General features: G+C 52.2%; 18 protein-coding genes and 2 pseudogenes. 6 read left to right on the forward strand and 14 right to left on the reverse strand.

Going from position 1 to position 19064, the window contains the following annotated elements; all coding sequences use genetic code 11:
* The 3 genes and pseudogenes from AC2FNE_RS17930 to AC2FNE_RS17940 all read right to left on the reverse strand — a co-directional run.
* A partial coding sequence (locus tag AC2FNE_RS17930; RefSeq protein ID WP_496805934.1) for a thiamine pyrophosphate-dependent enzyme occupies positions 1-410 on the reverse strand: 410 nt, incomplete at its 3' end.
* Positions 407-2146, reverse strand: a complete 1740-nt coding sequence (gene acsA, locus AC2FNE_RS17935; protein ID WP_496805935.1) for an acetate--CoA ligase — start codon at positions 2144-2146, stop codon at positions 407-409. The genes acsA and AC2FNE_RS17930, both read right to left, overlap by 4 nt.
* 76 nt (positions 2147-2222) lie before the next feature.
* Positions 2223-2375 (reverse strand): annotated as a pseudogene (locus AC2FNE_RS17940) (IS6 family transposase); the annotation flags it as partial.
* A 683-nt stretch (positions 2376-3058) separates the two neighbouring features.
* Here AC2FNE_RS17940 and AC2FNE_RS17945 point away from each other — a divergent pair.
* A complete protein-coding gene (locus tag AC2FNE_RS17945; protein WP_496805936.1) occupies positions 3059-4243 on the forward strand; it encodes a hypothetical protein in 1185 nt (394 codons plus the stop codon).
* 134 nt (positions 4244-4377) lie between these two features.
* On the opposite strand, the gene AC2FNE_RS17950 is transcribed toward AC2FNE_RS17945, so the two are convergent.
* The gene (locus AC2FNE_RS17950) at positions 4378-4926 is read right to left on the reverse strand and encodes a DUF6512 family protein (protein WP_170611219.1); all 549 of its coding nucleotides are present in this window, start codon (positions 4924-4926) and stop codon (positions 4378-4380) included.
* 319 nt (positions 4927-5245) lie between these two features.
* On the opposite strand from AC2FNE_RS17950, the gene AC2FNE_RS17955 reads away from it, so the two are divergent.
* The gene (locus AC2FNE_RS17955) at positions 5246-5584 is read left to right on the forward strand and encodes a c-type cytochrome (protein WP_496805959.1); all 339 of its coding nucleotides are present in this window, start codon (positions 5246-5248) and stop codon (positions 5582-5584) included.
* Positions 5585-5692: 108 nt separating this feature from the next.
* On the opposite strand, the gene AC2FNE_RS17960 is transcribed toward AC2FNE_RS17955, so the two are convergent.
* Positions 5693-5887, reverse strand: a complete 195-nt coding sequence (locus AC2FNE_RS17960; RefSeq protein ID WP_496774135.1) for a hypothetical protein — start codon at positions 5885-5887, stop codon at positions 5693-5695.
* Between the two features lie 38 nt (positions 5888-5925).
* Entirely contained in the window at positions 5926-6228 is a 303-nt protein-coding gene (locus AC2FNE_RS17965) for a c-type cytochrome (RefSeq protein ID WP_170609049.1), read from the reverse strand.
* Positions 6229-6388: 160 nt separating this feature from the next.
* On the opposite strand from AC2FNE_RS17965, the gene AC2FNE_RS17970 reads away from it, so the two are divergent.
* Positions 6389-6940, forward strand: coding sequence for an adenylate/guanylate cyclase domain-containing protein (locus AC2FNE_RS17970; protein WP_170609051.1), 552 nt, complete (start codon positions 6389-6391; stop codon positions 6938-6940).
* A 112-nt stretch (positions 6941-7052) separates the two neighbouring features.
* On the opposite strand, the gene AC2FNE_RS17975 is transcribed toward AC2FNE_RS17970, so the two are convergent.
* The gene (locus tag AC2FNE_RS17975) at positions 7053-8222 is read right to left on the reverse strand and encodes an alpha/beta hydrolase (protein WP_480608711.1); all 1170 of its coding nucleotides are present in this window, start codon (positions 8220-8222) and stop codon (positions 7053-7055) included.
* Positions 8223-8360: 138 nt separating this feature from the next.
* Between AC2FNE_RS17975 and AC2FNE_RS17980 the strand changes: the two genes are divergently transcribed.
* Positions 8361-8561 carry a hypothetical protein gene (locus tag AC2FNE_RS17980; RefSeq protein ID WP_170609149.1) on the forward strand — a complete coding sequence of 67 codons (201 nt, stop codon included), beginning with the start codon at positions 8361-8363 and terminating at the stop codon, positions 8559-8561.
* Between the two features lie 404 nt (positions 8562-8965).
* Positions 8966-9517 (forward strand): thioredoxin family protein, encoded by a 552-nt coding sequence (locus AC2FNE_RS17985; protein WP_496805937.1) that lies wholly within the window; start codon positions 8966-8968, stop codon positions 9515-9517.
* 127 nt (positions 9518-9644) lie between these two features.
* Here the strand turns inward: AC2FNE_RS17985 and AC2FNE_RS17990 are convergent, their stop codons facing one another.
* The 6 genes from AC2FNE_RS17990 to AC2FNE_RS18015 form a co-directional block, all read right to left on the reverse strand.
* Complete coding sequence (locus AC2FNE_RS17990; protein ID WP_496805938.1) at positions 9645-10526, reverse strand: DMT family transporter; 882 nt, start codon at positions 10524-10526, stop codon at positions 9645-9647.
* Positions 10527-10763: 237 nt separating this feature from the next.
* On the reverse strand, positions 10764-10904 hold the full coding sequence (locus AC2FNE_RS17995; RefSeq protein ID WP_496805939.1) for a hypothetical protein: 141 nt from the start codon (positions 10902-10904) through the stop codon (positions 10764-10766).
* A gap of 8 nt (positions 10905-10912) precedes the next feature.
* On the reverse strand, positions 10913-11875 hold the full coding sequence (gene speB, locus AC2FNE_RS18000; protein WP_496805940.1) for an agmatinase: 963 nt from the start codon (positions 11873-11875) through the stop codon (positions 10913-10915).
* A 143-nt stretch (positions 11876-12018) separates the two neighbouring features.
* Complete coding sequence (locus AC2FNE_RS18005; RefSeq protein ID WP_496805941.1) at positions 12019-12975, reverse strand: DMT family transporter; 957 nt, start codon at positions 12973-12975, stop codon at positions 12019-12021.
* A gap of 419 nt (positions 12976-13394) precedes the next feature.
* Positions 13395-15206 (reverse strand): adenylate/guanylate cyclase domain-containing protein, encoded by a 1812-nt coding sequence (locus tag AC2FNE_RS18010; RefSeq protein ID WP_496805942.1) that lies wholly within the window; start codon positions 15204-15206, stop codon positions 13395-13397.
* Between the two features lie 486 nt (positions 15207-15692).
* Positions 15693-17594 carry an adenylate/guanylate cyclase domain-containing protein gene (locus tag AC2FNE_RS18015; RefSeq protein WP_496805943.1) on the reverse strand — a complete coding sequence of 634 codons (1902 nt, stop codon included), beginning with the start codon at positions 17592-17594 and terminating at the stop codon, positions 15693-15695.
* A 185-nt stretch (positions 17595-17779) separates the two neighbouring features.
* On the opposite strand from AC2FNE_RS18015, the pseudogene AC2FNE_RS18020 reads away from it, so the two are divergent.
* Positions 17780-17911 (forward strand): annotated as a pseudogene (locus tag AC2FNE_RS18020) (IS30 family transposase); the annotation flags it as partial.
* 294 nt (positions 17912-18205) lie between these two features.
* Here AC2FNE_RS18020 and AC2FNE_RS18025 read toward each other — a convergent pair.
* A complete protein-coding gene (locus AC2FNE_RS18025) occupies positions 18206-18907 on the reverse strand; it encodes a DUF1194 domain-containing protein (protein WP_496805944.1) in 702 nt (233 codons plus the stop codon).
* Positions 18908-19064 lie beyond the last annotated feature (157 nt).

Genomic DNA, 19064 nt, shown 5'->3' on the forward strand with positions numbered 1-19064 from the left:
ATCCGTTCGGCTAGAGCCAGCCCCGCAGCCAAGGGGAGACCGCCACCGACAATGGCATTGCCGCCATAGAAGTTCGTGGCGGCGTCAAACAGGTGCATCGAACCTCCGCGTCCGCCCGAGCAGCCTTCGGCCTTGCCATACATTTCGGCCATGACCGAGGACATTGAGACGCCGCGCATCAGCGCATGTCCGTGTTCTCGGTACGTGGCGACGACGCGATCTTTGTCCGACAAGAGCGGGATAATCCCAGCGGCAATCGCTTCCTCTCCATCATAGAGGTGCAGGAAGCCGCGAATTTTTTCCTGAGTGTATAGCTCCGCACATTTGTCTTCGAAACGTCGGATACGGATCATGTCACTCAGCAAGCGTTTCACATGGTCGCGGTCCAGTCTTGGTTTGCTTGTGGTCATTTCTCGTCCGTCTCCAATGTAGAGATGTCACCTTCTGGCAGACCAAGCTCGCGCGCCTTCAAAAGGCGGCGCATGATCTTGCCAGAGCGGGTCTTGGGAAGGGCATTTCGGAAAACGATCTCGCGGGGGGCCACAGCCGCTCCAAGCCGTTTGCGGGCAAGGCCGCGAATGTCGCGCTCTAGCTCCTCATCCGCGGTTTGGCCGGAATTCAGGGTCACGAAGGCTTTGACGATTTCGCCCGCTGTCTCGTCTGGAATACCAATCACAGCGGCCTCGGCGACGGCTTCATGCTCAATCAGCGCACTTTCAACCTCGAAGGGGCCGACCAGATGGCCCGACGTTTTGATTAGGTCATCGGCTCGACCGACGAACCAGAAATACCCATCACTGTCCCGCATCGCGAGATCGCCTGACAAGTACCAACCATCATTGAAGCATTTTTCGTACCGCGCCTGTTCGTGAAGATAGTCCCGCATCATCGAGGGCCAGCCCGGTCGCAGAGCAAGCTCTCCTATCTCGCCATCCGGTAATTCCCGCAAGCCCCCGTTGTCTGGTTCCACAATGCCAGCAACAACGCCAGGCAGGGGTTTGCCCATCGATCCAGGCTTGATGTCATGCGCTCTAGTATTGGCAATCATGATGCCCCCGGTTTCTGTCTGCCACCAATTGTCGTGGAACGGTCGACCGAATACCTCGTTGGACCAGACCACGGCTTCGGCGTTCAGAGGCTCACCGACGCTTGCAAGAAACTGCAGAGCACTGAAGTCGTACCCTCGTGCGGCCTCACTGCCAGCGCGCATCATCATGCGGATGGCTGTTGGGGCTGAATACCAGACCTCAACGCGTTCCCTTTCAACGATCCCATACCAGCGTTCGAGATTGAATTCTGCCTCGTCCACGATCATCGTCACGCGGTTCACCAGTGGTGAGATAATCCCGTAGGTCGTTCCGGTGACCCAGCCCGGGTCAGCGGTGCACCAGTAGGTCACGCCGGGCTGCAGTTCGAGCGCGTATCGACCCGAGAGCGCGTGGTGCTGAACTGCGCCATGCACGTGAACCGCACCTTTTGGCCTCCCGGTGGTACCCGAGGTGAAGTGAATCAATGCCGGGTCTTCCGTCTGTGTGTGGGCAGCCAGAAATTCTGTCGAGGCCTCTTGCAATGCCGGGGCCAGAGCGACGCAATCATCAGGAGCTTCGTCGCCAACGATGAGGACCAAACGCAGCGACGTCATTTCCTGACGCCACGATGCGATTTTGCGTTTGTAGAGTGATTTAGTCGTGACCAGAACATTGGCATCGCCGATTTCCATCCTGGTTCTCAGGGGTTCTGGCCCAAAGGCGGCAAAGAGTGGCGTAAAGACCATCCCGGCCTTTAAAGTGCCAAGGGCCGCAGCATAAAGCTCAGGCCGCCGCCCCATCGCGACAAAGACGCGGTCCCCTTTTTGTTGTCCGTGGTCATAGAGCAGATTTGCAAACCGCGACGACATGGCTGCGAGATCTCCATAGCTGAGCGTTTGCTGCGCTCCGTCCTTGGATAGCCAGATCAGGGCAGTATGGTTTCCATGCCCCTGCGCTACATGGCGATCGACAGCTTCAAACCCGATGTTGATCGAGCCATCTGGCAAACCTGTGAGAAGTCTGCGGCCAAGGTCGTTTGTCGGCTGCTCTAGGGCATCCGAGGTTGGTTGCCAACACGCAGCGGCGCGCTCTTCGGGTGATTTCCCGATGATGCTCATTGCTACATCCTCCCGCAGAAAGTCTGGTGGGGAGGTCTGGGGGAAAGCAATGACTCAAATCAAAGCGCGCAATATAGCGGACGGTTTCATGGCTGACATCGATCCCGCGCTCGTGCAGCAGATCTTCGACATTTCGAAGCGAGAGCGGAAATCGGATGTACAGAATCACCGCAAGGCGGATGATCTCAGGGCTAGTTTTGAAGTACTTTAAGGAGGCAGGTTTGGCCATGTCCGAAGGCTATGCAACCGCCCTGCCCCGCTCAAGCAAAGTTCTTCTGACAAGACCAGCTACGTAACCGCCCTGCCCTACTCAAGCCAAGTTATTCTGACAAAACCCTTTAATTGCTCGCGCCCCGCGCGGCCTGAGGGTTCTCAGTCAGAAAACCTCGCAAAACGGTGAAGAGAGCCCTCGCATGTTGAATATCGTCAGCATGCATTGCAGCGCGAATATCGTCGCAGATCATTTCATGTACTTTTTGCGGCCCGTGGTGAATTTGCATAAGGTAATTCCCCATTAGCGCGGCGTCGTATGTGGTGAAATGCTCGTGTTCAGCGAGCGCGTCGATCTCTGCCCTCTGAGCGCGGACATGTCTTCGATATCTTCAACCGAAATCATGGTTCTTTGCCTCCCAATGAAAGAACATTAACAATCCGATCGACGCAGCACATTGATTTGGCTCAAACGTCGCTGGTCAAGCTGGATTGTATATAACAACAAGCTGGGCGACCGATGCGGACCCCTCATGGACTTTTTGACTAATGATTTCTGATCCAAGAAAGCCACCGCTGAACCACACTAAAAATGTCTGCTGATATCGCTCTTGCGCCAGATCAATGACCCCATCCGGAGGCCGATGCATATTGCTTGCCGTCATTAGGGAGCTCGGTCTGCTGGGTAGATTTTCAAATACAATGGCTCGGCGCATTGGCGGATGGCTTGTCTTGCTTTGGTTCTCGCTTCTGGGGTTTGGAGCAGCTGCGCAAGAGGTGACTGTGTATATATTCTGGCAAGAGGGGTGCCCGTACTGCAGCCGAGCAACAGAAGCGATCAAAGAAATGACGGTTACCGACTCCCAACTTAGCCTGAAGCGGATCGAACTCAGCACCTCAGACGAAGATGACGATCTATTTCGCAAAACTGTGATCGAGCTTGGGATCGAAAACCCAGCTGTGCCATTGGTAGTGGTAGGTTCGCAGCACCAAACAGGCTTTGCCGCTGGGCGAAGTGAAGCGGTTTATCTTGACATGATCGAAACATGCCGTGCGAGTCATTGTTTCGACTTGATCGGAAGCCTGAAAGCCGCAAATGAGACTGGCCACACGGTTGGCGCAGCGACGGAGTGGGCAACAGATGCAGGAACCTTGTATTTACCACTTTTTGGCAAAGTGTCGCTGTCCGATCTGTCACTCCCAGTTCTCACCTTGGCGCTGGGTGCCTTAGACGGTTTCAACCCCTGCGCAATGTGGGTTCTGGCACTTCTGATAGGACTACTTTTAGGCATAAAGGACACCGCACGTATGTGGACATTGGGTTTTGTGTTCTTGGGCACTACGGGGCTGATGTATTTCGCCCTGCTTGCGACTTGGTTAAACGTGGTGCTCTGGATTGGCGTGGTGACTTGGCTTCGACTGTCCGTTGGTGTTGTGGCTCTTGCAGCAGGTCTATTTTACTTGCGCGAGTACTGGACAAACCCGGAAGGGGTTTGCAAGGTCACCAAGGTCGATCGAAAACAGTCGGTAGCGGCTTCCTTCCGGGGGATCGTTGAAGAACCGAGCCTTTTGTTAGCTTCGCTTTCCATCGCAGTGCTGGCGGTAAGTGTAAACCTGATTGAATTGATCTGCTCGGCTGGCGTGCCAGCGGTTTTCACGCAGATTCTTGCGATGCACGATCTGTCGCCAATTGCCCATTATTCCTACCTAGCAGTCTACATCTTGGTGTTTCTTCTGGATGATGCATTGATTTTTTTGTTTGCGATGATCTCTCTGCGGGCAGTGACGGCGACTGGACGATTTTCACGAATATCCCACCTGTTCGGCGGTATATTGCTTCTAGTGCTAGGTGCTGTATTGATGCTCAGGCCTGAGTTGCTCGGGTAAAGCCAAGCAACTAGTCCAATTTTTCGAGACGCTACTGTAGACTCAACATCAGCTTGCACCAACGCCAAACACGTGAAGAATTAGGCCAGGTCAAAGATCGGCTGTCAAAGCAGACATTTTCAGCGACCAGCCAGCTAACGAGTAGGGATGCCTCTTACACCGGACTGCGCTTCAATAAAAAGCCAATGATCAGGAGGGGAAAAGGTGAACGTGCTATATGCCGCGACTTGAAGGCCCAAGAGAACCAGACCGAAAACGTGGATCAACTTGTAAGTTTCATTTTTGTAAACTAGCAACAGAATTGAAACCGACTGACCGACGCATACTGCGGCGACAAATATACCAATATCAACCGCTAAAAGGTTGTATCCCAAAACTGCAGTGTAAGCCGAGAAGGCTGTCACAATAAAAACAGCAGTAGTAGCGAGGCTCACTCCTTTTGAACTTAAAATGTCCCGCCTCGAAACTTGGGGTAGCAGCGGCATCAGATATGCCCAAAACAATCCGGGCCAAAAGGCTAGTTTCAAATGCTCCCAAATTGACTCGTTTACTGCTGCTACAAGAGCCACTGGCGTCCAACTAGCAAGCAAAGCAAACGCAAAGTGAAGCCCAAACCCGAACAGGATCATAAAGACGGTGCCAACTGCTTCGAGCCAGACTAGTCGAAACGAGTTTTCCAACATGTTTGACCCCCCAATCCAGATCGTCGCGCAATATTCTTGGATGGTCAAAGTGAAGTGGCCTAAATGATAGTTCAGGTACTCAAGCAGTTTTCACTGCCAGTTTGGGTGGCCAATCCCAAATCTTTTTTAGCGCTTAATAAAGTTGATCCTTGCGGACGGTTCACCGCAGTTGATGTGATTGCTAAGCCAAAAAATTGACCGTAGGTTGGAACCAAAAGTGGGGTCCAGCATGTACGGCAATAGATGGGCAATATTAACAGTGGGTCTTATTCCTCTGGCAATGGCGTCCTGTACCAATTTGTATCAAAATGCTGATGTTATGCCTACTCGTACTGACGGGGCCGCTTTTTTTTCGAAAAACTGTAATTCTTGTCATGGCGTGGATGGTACAGGGGGCGGACCTGCAGCCGAAAATCTTTCCGTTGCGCCCACAGATTTGACAATGTTAAGCGCGAAAAACGGAGGCACTTTTCCTCAAGCCCGCGCACTAAGCTATATCTACGGCGACCCAGAGAACAGCCACCTATCTCGCGTTATGCCTCAATTTGGCGGAGAAATGGCAGAAGATCTCGTCCCCGTCGAAATTGAAGGTATCTTGACACCAACGCCACGCGAACTGGCGGGGTTGCTGTTTTACCTCGAAAGCATCCAACAGTAGACGAATGGATTGTAACTAAATTCTCAATTTGACAATTCGCTGTGTCTGTCGATTGGTACCTTCCAGAAAACCCACTTTGCCTTTAGAAACTGAATTACCCGTAGAAATTTACTTTAAGACTATGCCATTGGGATCAGCTTTGCCGGTCATTGGCGCATCGACAGCGGCTTTATCGATTTCGAACAGCTCGGCGTTTTCGAGAAGAGTGGTTACCACCCAACTCCCTTCGCTTTCGCGCAGGCCATAGCCATAACCGCGCAGGCGAAAAGGCCCCTGCACCAGAGCAAACAAAGTCCCACTCACAAGACCGTCGCCTGAAATACCTTGGTTTGTTGGTACTTTTACTCCAAAGACGTTATGTAGGCAGTCAATGCGTCCACCGACCCTGAGTTCAGGTAGATTCCGAAATTCGGCATTCCGCTGTGGATTGACGGAAACCAAATTCGGGACCGGATTTGCTCTTCAGAGCGAAACTTGGCGATAGCGGCGAAGGCCGGAGGGTGTTCTTTCATGGCACCATCTCTGCTCACATCGTGGCAGCGCACACAGTATTCTCGGGCGATCTCACCGCCCTCCTCTGCTGTTCCTTCAGCTAATATTGGGCTGGCCAGTACAAGGGTTAGGATTATCGCAGCACGTTTCATGTTCTCTCCTCCTCCAAATGCAACAATGCCTTAAGGTCGGCTATTCCCCATTGATTCACATCAATGACCTAGCGGCGGGCTACCACCTTTGCGATGAACCGCACGTACAGCATCTGTGCCAACGCCCAATCAAGTCATCATGGGGATGGAGCAGACGTCAATGTCTCAACTGGCCGAGGCCGCGCGTGAGAGCATGTCGTTAGGCCAAACCGAGGGACTTGCTTCCGTCATGTTTACGGATGTTGTGGCATCTTCTGTCATCGCAAAAACACTAGGGGACCGTGCGTGGTCTGCGAAGATCAATGCTCATTTTGCGGCAGTAAGACGGGTCATTGAAGCGAATGGAGGCCAATTCGTCAAAACACTTGGCGATGGTACGATGTCGTCTTTTGCGTCAGCTCGATCTGCAATGTCGGCAGCAGGTAAAATTCAGCGTGATCTGGCGAACGAAATTGCCGAGCCCCGGCTCGCCGTCAGAATTGGAGTTCACACTGGCGATGTAGTGCAGTCCCATGAGGATTTCTTTGGCTCGGTTGTCAATATTGCCGCTCGTATCGCGGCTGTTGCGGGTCGAGGCGAGGTTCTTGTGTCTGACGTGACGCGTGCATTGGTTGGTGATGATCCAAACCTGAAGTTTGAACTTTTGGGCGAATTTGAATTGCCGGGTCAACAAGGTGCAAGCATTTTGCATGCCATGAATTGGCGATCTTGACCTTCTGAAGTGATGGTCCGCTTTGGGCTCGGTGCAGACGTTCGCTGCAACTTGCTTGAACGACCGCTGTGCGGACGAAGGAGCCATTGCCTCCAGCCGCGCGCCTTATCTGTCAGGCATCGAGAAAACCCCGGAGCGCCTGGATAAACACATCGAATGTTGGGTGGCCAGGGACAGGCAGGTGGTTCGCGCTTTCCAACACCAACAGCTCCGAGCCGGGAATGCCTGCAGCAAGTTTCTTCGCCTGCACCAAGGGATGTATTGAATCGTTACGACCTTGAATGATCAGAGTCGGGCATTCGACATTCTTCAATACATCGATGATTGATGCATTGTTGGACCGGTCGCGGTGATCGAGCATGAATTTCTGAGAGGCGCTTTCCTGCATTAGTCCCACCATTTGCCGCACGCCTTCGGCCGGACCCTCGGGAAAATAGGCCGTGAGAAAGGCAGTGGCGATCCCGCCTTCATGCTGGTCCCAACCTGCCTCCATCATAGCCTTCAAGACCTCGGGCTGGCCTTGCGCCTCACGAATCCCGCGGCCCTCTGCATACCCGCCAACCATGACAAGGTGTGTGAGCCTCTCAGGATGCGTTGCAGCGAATAGGACGGCTGGCAAACACGCACCAGATTCGCTCATGAGAGCAAATCGGTCTAACCCGGCGGCATCGGCAACGGCGACCATATCCTCGACATTCTCTTCGATGCTAAGCGCTTCATCCAACGCCTCCGACAGACCCGTTCCGGCCCAGTCCATTTGAATGAGCGTACGACCCTCTCGATAGGCATCATAGCCATCTCGCAAGATCGGTATGTGCCACGCCTTCTCCTTGCTAAGCGGCGGACCATCAAGTTGAAACAGCGGTGGCCCGGAACCGGAAACAAGATAGGCCAAAGAGTGCCCGCGCTTTGAGATCGTGTATCGCACCTTGGGAGCCATTGGTTTTTCCAAATTTGGGCGGTCGGTGGCGTCGCCGCCTGTAACAACAGCAACCATTTCCAGACCTCGCCCGTGATGTGTCCGAATTACCTTCTGCTGCTTTCCGTTGTCTCCAATCGCACGGCGTGCTGCAGCGATCCGGGCGCTGACGGCACTTTCGGAAACGACGCGTCCGCCCCAGACGGCGTCAATGATCTCATCTTTGGTCACTAATCTTGAAGGGTTCTCCGCCAGAAGCCGCAGCAAATCGAAAACTTGCGGTTCGATGGCAACTTCCAGACCGGCGCATTTCAGTCGGCGGCTGGCAGTGTCGAGTTCGCAATCTCCAAAACGGTAAAACAATGAGACAAACCTTTGATCCAAGCTGATCTTTGAAATTCTAGACAAATCCAAATGAATTCACAGGGATTTCTAAGGGCTGTCTTCAAGCGAAGATCTTTTACCCCTGTCACAGTGGCAACAGGAACAAGGAGAAAGACGATGAATGCCCCTTTTGATACCGCCCTGCTCAAGCATTTGCCCGATCACCTATCCCCGCTGACCGAAGCTGATCGCGCTGCCGAAAAACTATCGCGTCCCTATCGCCCAACGTTCCATGAGTTCGCGGCGCAGGTTTTCTCCGCGGTGCCACGGCATCGAAAATCTGAGTTGCCACGAACTGCGGCAACTACGCGGCTGTGAAAATCGAAAGACCAATTTGGGCTCAACGCAGTCACCTGACTGATTTACTCAGATGACCGGTTAGCGGCTTTGAGCGGACGTTCAACCCAGAAAACTCGGACTTTCGACCAGGAACGACCGCTCTCACCAAAAGCGGTCGCTGTCCCAAATCTTGGCTACGACCGGCTTGCGGACATTTCTGCCGTTTGATGACGCAGCAAAATACGTCAAGTCTCGCAGCTCAAGTCGCTAAGCTGGTCTCGACATGGAGGCGTTGTTTTCGCAATGCGGTCGTAGCTGGATCAAAATGTATCTGACTGCACTACGAAACCGCACCGACCGACTTGATCCGGGTTTTTCTGACTTCACCTTGATAAGTGTGCTAGAGAATTGCTGCACGATTGCGAGCAAGCAAGGAGCTTGAAATGGCTGCTATTAGCCCCCCGGTTTGTGATTTTGGCCAACCTGCGCCAGACTTCGTGCTGCCCGGCACTGATGGAAAAATTTATAATCTTGCCGATGTAAAAGGCACCAATGGAACGTTGGTAATGTTCATTTGCAATCACTGCCCATACGTTTTGGCGATACTGGACAAGATAATCCGCGACAGCTCAGACTTGATGGCTCTTGGTGTCGGTGTGGTCGCAATATGTTCAAATGATGCGCAAAAATATCCAGCCGACAGTTTTGAGAATATGAAGCTTATGGCTTCAAAACACTCTTTTCCCTTCCAGTATCTGCATGATGAGAGCCAGTCTGTTGCAAAAGCATTTGGTGCAACCTGCACTCCAGATTTCTTCGGCTATAATGCTGAGCTCAAATTGCAGTACCGGGGTCGATTGGACGCAACGCGCATGACACCTGGTCAGCAAGTTCTCCCACGCGAATTGTACGAAGCTATGAGGCTGGTCGCGGAGACTAGTCAGGGTCCCAAAGAGCAAACGCAATCCATAGGTTGCTCAATAAAATGGAAATAGTACGAGTGACCGGGACTGCCGCTCGAAGCAGTTGTACACAATAATTCGAATGAATGTCCGCTTTGCATCAGCGCCTCTATTGGTGCAACGCCGCGATCGAACCTCAAGCAGTGCTGATCGATCAACTCTATGACGTTTCGGCCGCCATTCGGCTTTCGCGGTGCCAAATGTAGATTCCAGATGTCGCAATGATCAAAGCTCCTGTGTAAGTGAGCCAGTCGGGATACTCTCCAAAGAGTACAATGCCCCACAGAATTGCGAAGAGTAAGCCTGCGTAAGAAAACGGCGCCAAGGCACTAGCCTCTGCAACCATAAATGCGCGGATCAGGCAGAAATGCCCTAGTGCACCTACGATACCGATTAGTGTCATCAAAACAATTGAAGTTAAATCTGGCGGGACCCAAAAAAACGGAACGATCACACTGACAACTAAGGCACCGAAAGTCGCTGTATACAGCAAAGATGTCCAAGGGTCTTCATCGCGACCCACAAAGCGTGTCGTAAGTGCATAACCCGAATAGGCCACGGCGGCACAAAGCGGCAGCAGCGCGGCGTTTGAGAACACATCTGAACCAGGGCGAATTATGATCAGTGCACCCACCAAGGCTGTGCAAACACCAATCGCTCTTCGCGGGCCAAAACGCTCGCCAAGGATCAGAGCGGCGCCCACAGTAATTAACACAGGGTTGAGCGACATGATCGCCGCCGCATTCGCCAGACCAATAGATACAAAACCAAAGAAGAAGAATGACGTTGCGATGAGCAAAAACACGGATCGAAGCAATTGCAAACCAGGATACCCTGTTTTCAAAACCGCCTTCATTCGAGGAGCAACCAGAAGTGAAACCACAACTGTTTGTCCGGCATACCGCGCCCAGATCGCCATGACTGTATCAGTTCGGTTTGCCACCTCCTTTGCCATCGCATCCATAACGCTGAAGAAAAACATTGTCGCAATTATTAGTAAGATACCTCGTCCAGCATTGCTTAGGTTGGATTTTGGTACCATGTGGTGTGTCTTCCATTTGTATCGCACGGGCAGGCGGGGTGGACTTAATTAGTTCCATTAAGCATCCCAGAAATGTGCATCTACCGTTTCCACAGCCTAATCCAAATAAGATCTTCACCATATTCTGTTTCAGCAAAAAACACCGTTTCAATTTGTCTAATTTAGGTTCGACCTGGTCATCCGAGTCTTTTTCAGGTCAGCGATTGCAGGCTCACTGCCGACGTTCAGGACAAAATTTCAAAACCCGACCATAAATGGCTGCTTCCCAAAGGAGCGGACGTTGGTGAAAAACGCGGCTATGTCCGAGTCGCGGACGAAGCAGACGTTCATCAGGCTTTGAATGTCCTCTTCCAGGTACTCGATAGCGGCCGGGGTCATTTTTGAACCTACTTAGCGTGTTCTATGGCCATTAAACACAAGAGCTCGAACATGATTGAAGCTCCCAGAAATGCTGTGCCGCCACTTTTGTCAAAGGGCGGAGAGACCTCGACCAAATCTGCTGCGACGATGCGCAATCCTTTCAATTCGCGAACGACTTGAACGGCTTCATAAGAATTTGGACCGCCAATTTCAGGCGTACCTGTTCCCGGCGCGAAAGCCGGATCGACAAAATCAATATCGTAAGACACGTAAGTGTCGGTTGGTCCCACAATATCTCGGGCCTCTTCCATCACGCTCGCCACGCCCCGCGAATGGAACTCCTCGATTGGAATAACGCGAATACCGACCGATGACGCAAAGTCCCGATCTTCGCTGTCATATGTTGTTCCGCGAATGCCGATCTGGACCACCTTCTTGGGATCAAGCAATCCCTCCTCGACAGCACGCCGGAATGGCGTCCCGTGTGTGTACTTTGTTCCACCGAAATAGCTATCAAACAGGTCCGTGTGACTGTCAAAATGTATCATTGACAGCGGTCTATCCTTGGCCATTGCGCGCAAGACCGGTAGTGATGTCAGATGATCACCTCCCGCGGTGAGAGGACGAATGCCAGCAGATCGAACGGTTTCGTAGAAAGCAGTCACTCGCTCCATAGTATCCATGAGATCAGCTGGGTTTGGAGAAACGTCGCCCAGATCCGCACAATTGGCAACTTCAAAGGGGCGGACACCTGTTGCCCCGTTTTGCGCGCGGATCATTGTCGACATGTCGCGCAATTGACGTGGGCCGTGGCGTGGACCGGAACGGTTAGTCGTGCCGCTGTCCCAAGGTACTCCAATCAGGCCAATATCGACCTCGTTAATCCGATCATCTGAGAGAGCCACATGTGGCAATCGCATAAAAGTTGCGACGCCGGCAAAGCGGGGAAGGTCGAAACCGGATACCGGTCGAAAATATGTGTCTGTCAAACTTAGTCTCCCGTGGTCTCACAACTTCGACCAGTTTGACGCGTCAATCACGCGATTGCACCTCCTTCGATCGGTCGCGAATGCGGCCTTCTGGCTTAGACCGCGGTATGCGACCTCGTGAAGACAGAGCTTTATGATTTCCTTCAATGCTTTGCGGCACTGCCGCGCCGCTTCTCGCGATACGCAATCAGTAGACCCGAAGAAAAAATCACCGCCCCACCGATCCAGGTGAAGACGTCAGGAACCTCAGAAAAGACCACCAGTCCGATCAGGGCTGTCCAAACAAGCTTCAAAAAATCGAATGGCATTAGCGCGGTTGGGTCGGTTTCCTTGAAAGCCTGACTGAGGGACACCTGGGCCATTGATCCAAACACACCGATCAGCGCCAACCAGAACAAGTTGTTCCAAGACACTGGCTGCCAGACCCAGATCGCTGGGCCTATCGAAAACAAGCAAAGGAAAATACCCATGTAGGCCACGATGGTGATACTCGAGTCTGTATGTGACAAAATCTTGATTTGCATCATCGCGACTGCCCAGAGCAGGGCAGAGCCAGTTACCAAAAGGGCGCCTGTATCTAGAGGGATGATACCTGGGCGCAGAATAATCAACATGCCAGCAAAACCGAAGGCTATTGCCATCCAGCGATACAGGCGAAACCGTTCCCCCAGGAACAGCACACTCAGTAGAGCCATAAAAATGGGGGCCGCAAAGCTGAGGGCGGTCACGGTGGCGAGCGGGGTCAAGCTGAGTGCCGTGAAGAACATGAACATCGCCAAGATGTTTATTACCCCACGCATTGCGTGAAGCCCGATGCGTTCTGTTCGCAGCATTTCGAACCGCGAACGAAGAAGGATCGGCAACAGGACGACTAAGCCAAAGAGATTGCGAAAAAAGGCCACCTGAACTGGCGGTAATTCCTGCGAGACGAAGCGCACTAACGCGTGCATGACCGAAAATGCGACGGTCGAAATGCACATAAGTTGAATGCCGCGCATCGCTGGCGATTGTCGTGCCCAGCGAGTGCGCACACTAGCGAGATCAATTCGAAATTCGTGCAAGTCGTCGCGGGCAGTTCTGTTTTCTGAGACCAGAGTCACCGTTACAACATGTTCTTACTAGTTGCCATCGGGTCGTGTCAGACAAACTTGGCCATGCGCTCAACCCAGGCATTGCTGAAAGCCATTTGAGATTATTTGGGGGACGCTATCCTTTAGGGTTTTCCGGGCAAAGCTGAACGACCGCTTCGGGCTCAAAGCGGACTTGCGGCAACGCAGCGGTCGGGCGCCTACCCGATCCCCAAAAGCGGTCATCACAAGAATTGTTATGATCTCGCCACTTCAGCAGCTTAGCATCCTAAGTGGATATGACAGATAGTCAGGAAGGTGATGTATCGTTTTTTTCCATATGCAAGAACCGGACGTTTATTTGAACTGGGCCTAACTCCGAGCTGCGGACGAAAGCTTCTTTGACCCATCGAAACGAATTTCACTCACAACCAAAGACTAAACAAAGCACTTTACTCGCTTAAACCCGCATCGCGCAGAGATTGCTCCATGCGTTGTCTATACCCGGCATCTTCCAAATGCAGGAGGGTCATGATGGAGGACGGGGATGTGTCAAATCCCAGCATTTCGTATTCTTCGAGAAGCCAGAGCGCGTCATCCTGACGCCCCATGGCCCCATAATTCGCGATCTGGAACCTCAGGCAGTACGGTGAAGATGGCATCTTGGCCAGACACTGGCCCAGAGCGGTTTCGGCTGCTTCATATTTCTCATCCAGAAAAAGCGCTTGTCCGAGCAGAAAGTAGTACCAGAACGGTGCGTTCGGATGGGTCGAAACAACAGGCTCGATGATTGAGACGGCTTCTCCGGCCTTACCCTGAAATGTTTTGAGCGAGGCGTAGAAAATTCGTGCATCATCATTGGCGGGCTGCAGCGACATTGCCTTTTCCAGATGTATTTCCGCCTTCGTGAAGTCGTCTTCAGCGGAAATGGAATGCAACCGCCCTGCAGCATAATGGGCGAGCCAGAGATCGGGATCGATGGAAAGCGCCTTGTCCGCAAAATAGAGCGCTTTTTCCTCGTCTGCCGCGCTCAGAGCCGACCACCCGTTTTCGAGGCGAATGGCATAGATCGCCGCCAGTTCCGCATAGGCACGCGCGTAGTTCTGGTCCAGTTCAATGGCCTTGAGAAAATGCCTTTCAGCCACATGGCTCGTTTCTTTGGAGAACGCCGTTGCTGCCTGACGGCCCAAAATGATCTGCTTGTAGGCATCTGGGTTGCTGGTTCCGGTTCCGCGCAGGCGGTCAAGGTCTTTTTCGGTGACCTTACCACTTATCTCAGTCGCAACATCTTCTATGATGCGGTCTCGGAACTCGACCAATTGCTGCAATGAACCATCATATGCTCCGGCCCATGTGATTGTTTCCTTTTCACCATCTATCAACTCGACGGCAATCCTGAGTTGATCATCGCGAATAAACATACTCCCATCTACGACATATCTGGCCCCGAGCGATCTGGTGGCTTCAATTGCCTCAAGCCCATGGCTGGTGACCGAAAAGGCCAAAGAACTCGGAACGACGCTCACTCCCGAAACCTCTGCCAACCGGATAGTCAGGTCTTGTGAAATACCGTCAGAAATCGCCCTGTCGCCAGAAGATCCCCCTGAGTTTTTGAACGGCAGAACCGCGACGACATCCCGTAAGACTTGCTTCTCGTGGGGAGGTTCGGGTCGCATCACCCACCCAAAAATTGCGAGGCACAAAGCCAGACCGGCAACCGCATAGGGCCATTTCCGAGCCAGCTTTCCCCGCTTGTGTCGGCGTGCGGCATCTTGAGGCCAGCAGAATAGCTCCAGCGATCTCGAGATGTTCTTGACCTTTTGCTTTCCCAATGGCGCAAAATCTTCGCTGATTTTACCGACGATCTGATCCGCAACAACGGCGGAGATCAGGATGCCGCCCACTGGGGCCAGCGGCTCCAATCGGGCGGCGATGTTCAAACCATCACCAAGTAGGGTGTCGCCCTCTTCTGCGACGTCGCCGAAATGCACGCCTATCCGCAGTTGAAACACATCTTCGTTGCAGCCCGACAGGTCTTTCTGGATGTCCAAAGCGGATCTTACTGCACTGACCGACGTTTCAAAGGTTGCAATGACGCTGTCGCCTGCGGTTGCAAATATCGAACCACCATTGCGCGCGATCACCTCGTCGACCACGGATCGCGTATTCGAAAGTGCTGCAATGGCACTGGCTTCGTTCGCTTCCACACTGGCGCTGTAACCAACGGCGTCCGCAACAAGAAAGCATGCCAGCCTGCGCGGCATTCGGAAAACCTCGCTGTCAGAACTTGTGAGTTAAATCCTAAGTGAAATTGTATCACGCGTCCATTTGGGCGGACCCTCAGACAAAATTTTCAGTACAGAGTGGACCATTTGTCCACGTCTGCTTCGGGCTCAACGCAGTCATCTGAGTCTTTCAGTCAGATGACGGCTTAGGATCGGATAGCGGTCATTGTTGGTGGTCATTTCGAGGAATTTCGCCTGAAGGTCTGCATTGAACGGCAGCGGACGTTCGCTGAAATCTGCTCAAAGTCTGCTTTGCGGACTAAGCGGTCGTCCCACTTTCGCGCGAAAGACGCCTAAAACTGCGCAGTCAGTGTCTGCCGATTTAGGGAGGAATAGTCCAGTAACCAGTTGCGTTTGGTCATCGAATTTTCTCCCATCCAGTTTAATAGGACGGGCAGTTTAGCGGGCGTCGGCAAACGGGGTATGATTTAAGTCAAACCAGGTAGATTAAGCGGCCACACAAAACTATTCTGGCAGTCCGGCGGAACTGAGCGCTGTCCTTAGTCGCTCGGCAGTACTCGTGTCTCTATAGGGTGCAATGTAGATGAGGCTGGACAGCGTAAGATCCGGTTGAAGTGCCAAGGCTTCTTGAACCTCCCAATTCGCCTCCTCCATGTCTCCAAGTTCTGAATATGCCGCTGCAAGGAATAATCTGTTTCTGAGTGCTTCCGGATTTCTTTCGGTCGCCTCCAGGTTGTACCTAATCGATTCTTGGTAGTTGCCGAGGCTAAAGTGTACTTCCGCGATAGCGTTGAGGTAAGGAAATGGTGCGCGCGGGTTGAGAAGCAAAGCGTATTTGAAACCTTCCAATGCTTTCTCGGGTTCGCCCGCATAATGCCTGTTCCACGAACGCATGGCATAGGCATCTGCGTAATTCGGGTCCAATTCAATCGCACGCGCAAACGCTTCCTCGGCGGCCTCGAACTCTCGTCTGAACATTTGGACGAGGCCGAGCGTGGATTGTACCGCCGGCAGGTCAGGATCGTTGTTTTGCGCCTCAACTGCCAGTGACAGCGCACGATCTAGCATCAGCTCGTTGTTTTGCAGCATATCGCCGCTGCGATTGGTGTAACTGGTGGCCAAAAGTGCCCTGGCAAGAGCAAATTCCGGATCTATTTGTAGTGCTTGGCGCAAATATTGCTGTGCCTCGAGTCGACCAGTAGAATTGAATCTGAAGATTGCCTCCCATGCACGTAAATAAAGGTCGTATGCTTCGAGGCTTGAAGTATAGCGCTTGGAGAGCTGTCGCCTTTCATCTTCGGTCAACTGTATCTCTAAGGCTTCGATAATATCTGCAGCGGTATTGTCCTGGAGCTCAAAAAGATTTTCCAGTTCTCCGTCATATCGATCAGCCCAAAGTTGCAAACCTGTATGCGCATCCGTCAGGCTGACATTTATCCTTACCGTTGGACCCGACCTTTGGATGCTTCCTTCGACAACATATCGAACACCTAACGCCTTTCCGACCGACTTAGGATCTGTCGATTCACCGCGGTCTCGGAACGAAAAGCTGGTGTTGCGTGCAATGACCAGCAAATCGCCAACATGACTGAGATCCGTAATCAGATTGTTTGTCATGCCGTCAGAAAAATATCGTTGGCCTGGGTCGCCGGACAGGTTGTCAAACGGCATTACGATAACCGACGGTTTCTCAAGTGCTGACTGCATTGCGGTCACATCGGAAGACTCGGGCATTTCCTCTAGTTTCGTCTTTTCCAAAAAATATATTGCAAGAAGCGCAACAACGACCGCCAGTCCGATCAGAGCGCTTACTTTTCGAAAGAAGTTTCGATTGGGAGCCCGTTTCTTCCCAGTCGCGCGCAAGAAATATTCAACGTCGGAGTTTCGCTTTGCGTGGAAAATACGAATGGGTTTTGGAATGTTTTTTACTTCAACCTCTCCGACATCCTCAAAAGATATTTCCTTGGCGCCCTGCAAGTGTTCTTTCACTACTGCGGTCACTGCTATGCCACCTGGCTCTGCCAACGCTTCTACGCGCGCAGCGACGTTAACTCCGTTCCCATAAATGTCGTCGGCATCGACTATGACCTCACCCAGATTTAGGCCAATTCTCAAAAAAAATGGTGTCGTTTCCTGACTATCTTTTTGCACTTCCATCAACTGTTCTTGGATTTCCAGCGCACAGAGCATGGCTTCGGTCACACTTGAGAACTCAACCAGCAATCCGTCGCCAATGTTTTTTACGATTCTCCCAACGTGATAGGAAATCACCGGTTCCAACAGGTTGGAACGAACTTTCAAAAGACGGTTGAGCGTGCCCTCCTCATCATTGGCCATATGCTGGGAGTAATCTACTACGTCCAGCATCATTATCGCGGCCAACCGCCTCTGAGGGTGCTCATTCATACAGTTTGACTTTCCCGGAGCACCTACAATCATAGTCCGCTTAAAAAGAGCCCACAACTACGCATCATGGATGCTGTTTCTACAAAACAAATGATTTCGATCAGGCTGCTCTGGGCTCGGTGCGGTCATTCGGCAAAATTCCGTCAAAGTCTGCCTTATGGACAATCCTACCGTTAAAATTGGCTACAGGCATCTCCGTGCACACCCATGAGCATCTCGATGGCGTCGCCCGCGAACTCAACGAGCGGCCAAGAAAGACCTTGAATTACTTCTCACCCGCAGAGAAGTTCGAAGAGTGTGTTGCGTCGATCGGTTGAACCGGCAGGACTAAACTGATGTTGAACGAATTGACCGTGTGGGTATGGGGATCCCACGCTGCCAGACAAGATAAAAAATCGTGCGCTTTCACTCACGCCAAATACCATAGGAGCATAAATTTGACGACTCAACGAAATGCCGGCGTTGGGTGCTTTGGAGGCTGATATTTAAGCAGTAACGGCATCAATAATGTCCAACAGGACCCTTTTGTTCCGGTTAAATTGGCAAAAGATGCTCGGGAGATTACCAGTCGACGTTTTCACGCGCTTTAAGGTCTGCTCCGATGGCAGAACTTAATTGGACGCTACGTTTGCCGGCGGTTCCAAACCTGAGATTTCGAGGATCAATTTTCGACGGATTGCTTCTGCAAGATCGTCTTCATTCGCCGCAGTTACGACAAAGGCGCCGATACCACCGATTATCTGCTGCTCGTAGATTTCGGCGAGATCCGGATAACGGCCCGGCGTGTCGCAGAACCGGCAAAGGATTGGAAGCCCGTTGATCGTTATGCCAGACGCAACCACTTCCGCTCGTGCGGTTGATATCGCGGGTCCTGAAAAACTGTTCGGGCTGTCACCCGAGAAATCTATAACTTTTCGCCAACCTTCAAAATCGTTCTGCTCTATGAGCCTCTTCGCGTCGAGCAAGGCTGCCCCGATTGCATTTCGCCCATAGGCTTGCCGAGGCGGGCCTATCAATGCTTCTGCAAATACCTGTGCGCTTTTTGCTCCATCGATTTTGGTCCAATCGACAACAATTGCGGTATTCGCAGCCCACTCAACATAGGTCACCGCTATGGCGCCATAAGCTGACTCCTGTATTGCAGCAAGCACGCGAGGATCGGTGATTGCGTCAGCGTATCCTTGGCGCTGAAACTCGATTTCCGCCTCGGTTATTGATCCGGAAGCATCTGCCAGCAAAACGAGTTCAAGCTCCACCTCTTCTGAAAGAGCAGGCAAACCTAATAGGATGAATAGCACGGACAGGATACGCATACAGAAAGGGTAGCGTATCTCTACAACTTTGAAACCGCTTAACGCATGATACGGTTTTTTATCCTAACAACTAAAATTCCACCCAGTTGGTGGGTGGCAACGAAAGAATCCGAACCGTCGAACCCGCCAGGCCTCGACCTTCAACAACTCTGCTTTA

Source organism: Ruegeria sp. YKSD179, assembly GCF_059612885.1.

Excerpts from the sequence above, each read along its gene's own strand:
- acsA (WP_496805935.1), bottom strand. The coding sequence starts at position 2,146 with ATGAGCATCATCGGGAAATCACCCGAAGAGCGCGCCGCTGCGTGTTGG.
- AC2FNE_RS17945 (WP_496805936.1), top strand. The coding sequence starts at position 3,059 with ATGGCTCGGCGCATTGGCGGATGGCTTGTCTTGCTTTGGTTCTCGCTT.
- AC2FNE_RS17950 (WP_170611219.1), bottom strand. The coding sequence starts at position 4,926 with ATGTTGGAAAACTCGTTTCGACTAGTCTGGCTCGAAGCAGTTGGCACC.
- AC2FNE_RS17955 (WP_496805959.1), top strand. The coding sequence starts at position 5,246 with ATGCCTACTCGTACTGACGGGGCCGCTTTTTTTTCGAAAAACTGTAAT.
- AC2FNE_RS17965 (WP_170609049.1), bottom strand. The coding sequence starts at position 6,228 with ATGAAACGTGCTGCGATAATCCTAACCCTTGTACTGGCCAGCCCAATA.
- AC2FNE_RS17970 (WP_170609051.1), top strand. The coding sequence starts at position 6,389 with ATGTCTCAACTGGCCGAGGCCGCGCGTGAGAGCATGTCGTTAGGCCAA.
- AC2FNE_RS17980 (WP_170609149.1), top strand. The coding sequence starts at position 8,361 with ATGAATGCCCCTTTTGATACCGCCCTGCTCAAGCATTTGCCCGATCAC.
- AC2FNE_RS17985 (WP_496805937.1), top strand. The coding sequence starts at position 8,966 with ATGGCTGCTATTAGCCCCCCGGTTTGTGATTTTGGCCAACCTGCGCCA.
- AC2FNE_RS17990 (WP_496805938.1), bottom strand. The coding sequence starts at position 10,526 with ATGGTACCAAAATCCAACCTAAGCAATGCTGGACGAGGTATCTTACTA.
- AC2FNE_RS17995 (WP_496805939.1), bottom strand. The coding sequence starts at position 10,904 with ATGACCCCGGCCGCTATCGAGTACCTGGAAGAGGACATTCAAAGCCTG.
- AC2FNE_RS18010 (WP_496805942.1), bottom strand. The coding sequence starts at position 15,206 with ATGCCGCGCAGGCTGGCATGCTTTCTTGTTGCGGACGCCGTTGGTTAC.
- AC2FNE_RS18015 (WP_496805943.1), bottom strand. The coding sequence starts at position 17,594 with ATGAATGAGCACCCTCAGAGGCGGTTGGCCGCGATAATGATGCTGGAC.
- AC2FNE_RS18025 (WP_496805944.1), bottom strand. The coding sequence starts at position 18,907 with ATGCGTATCCTGTCCGTGCTATTCATCCTATTAGGTTTGCCTGCTCTT.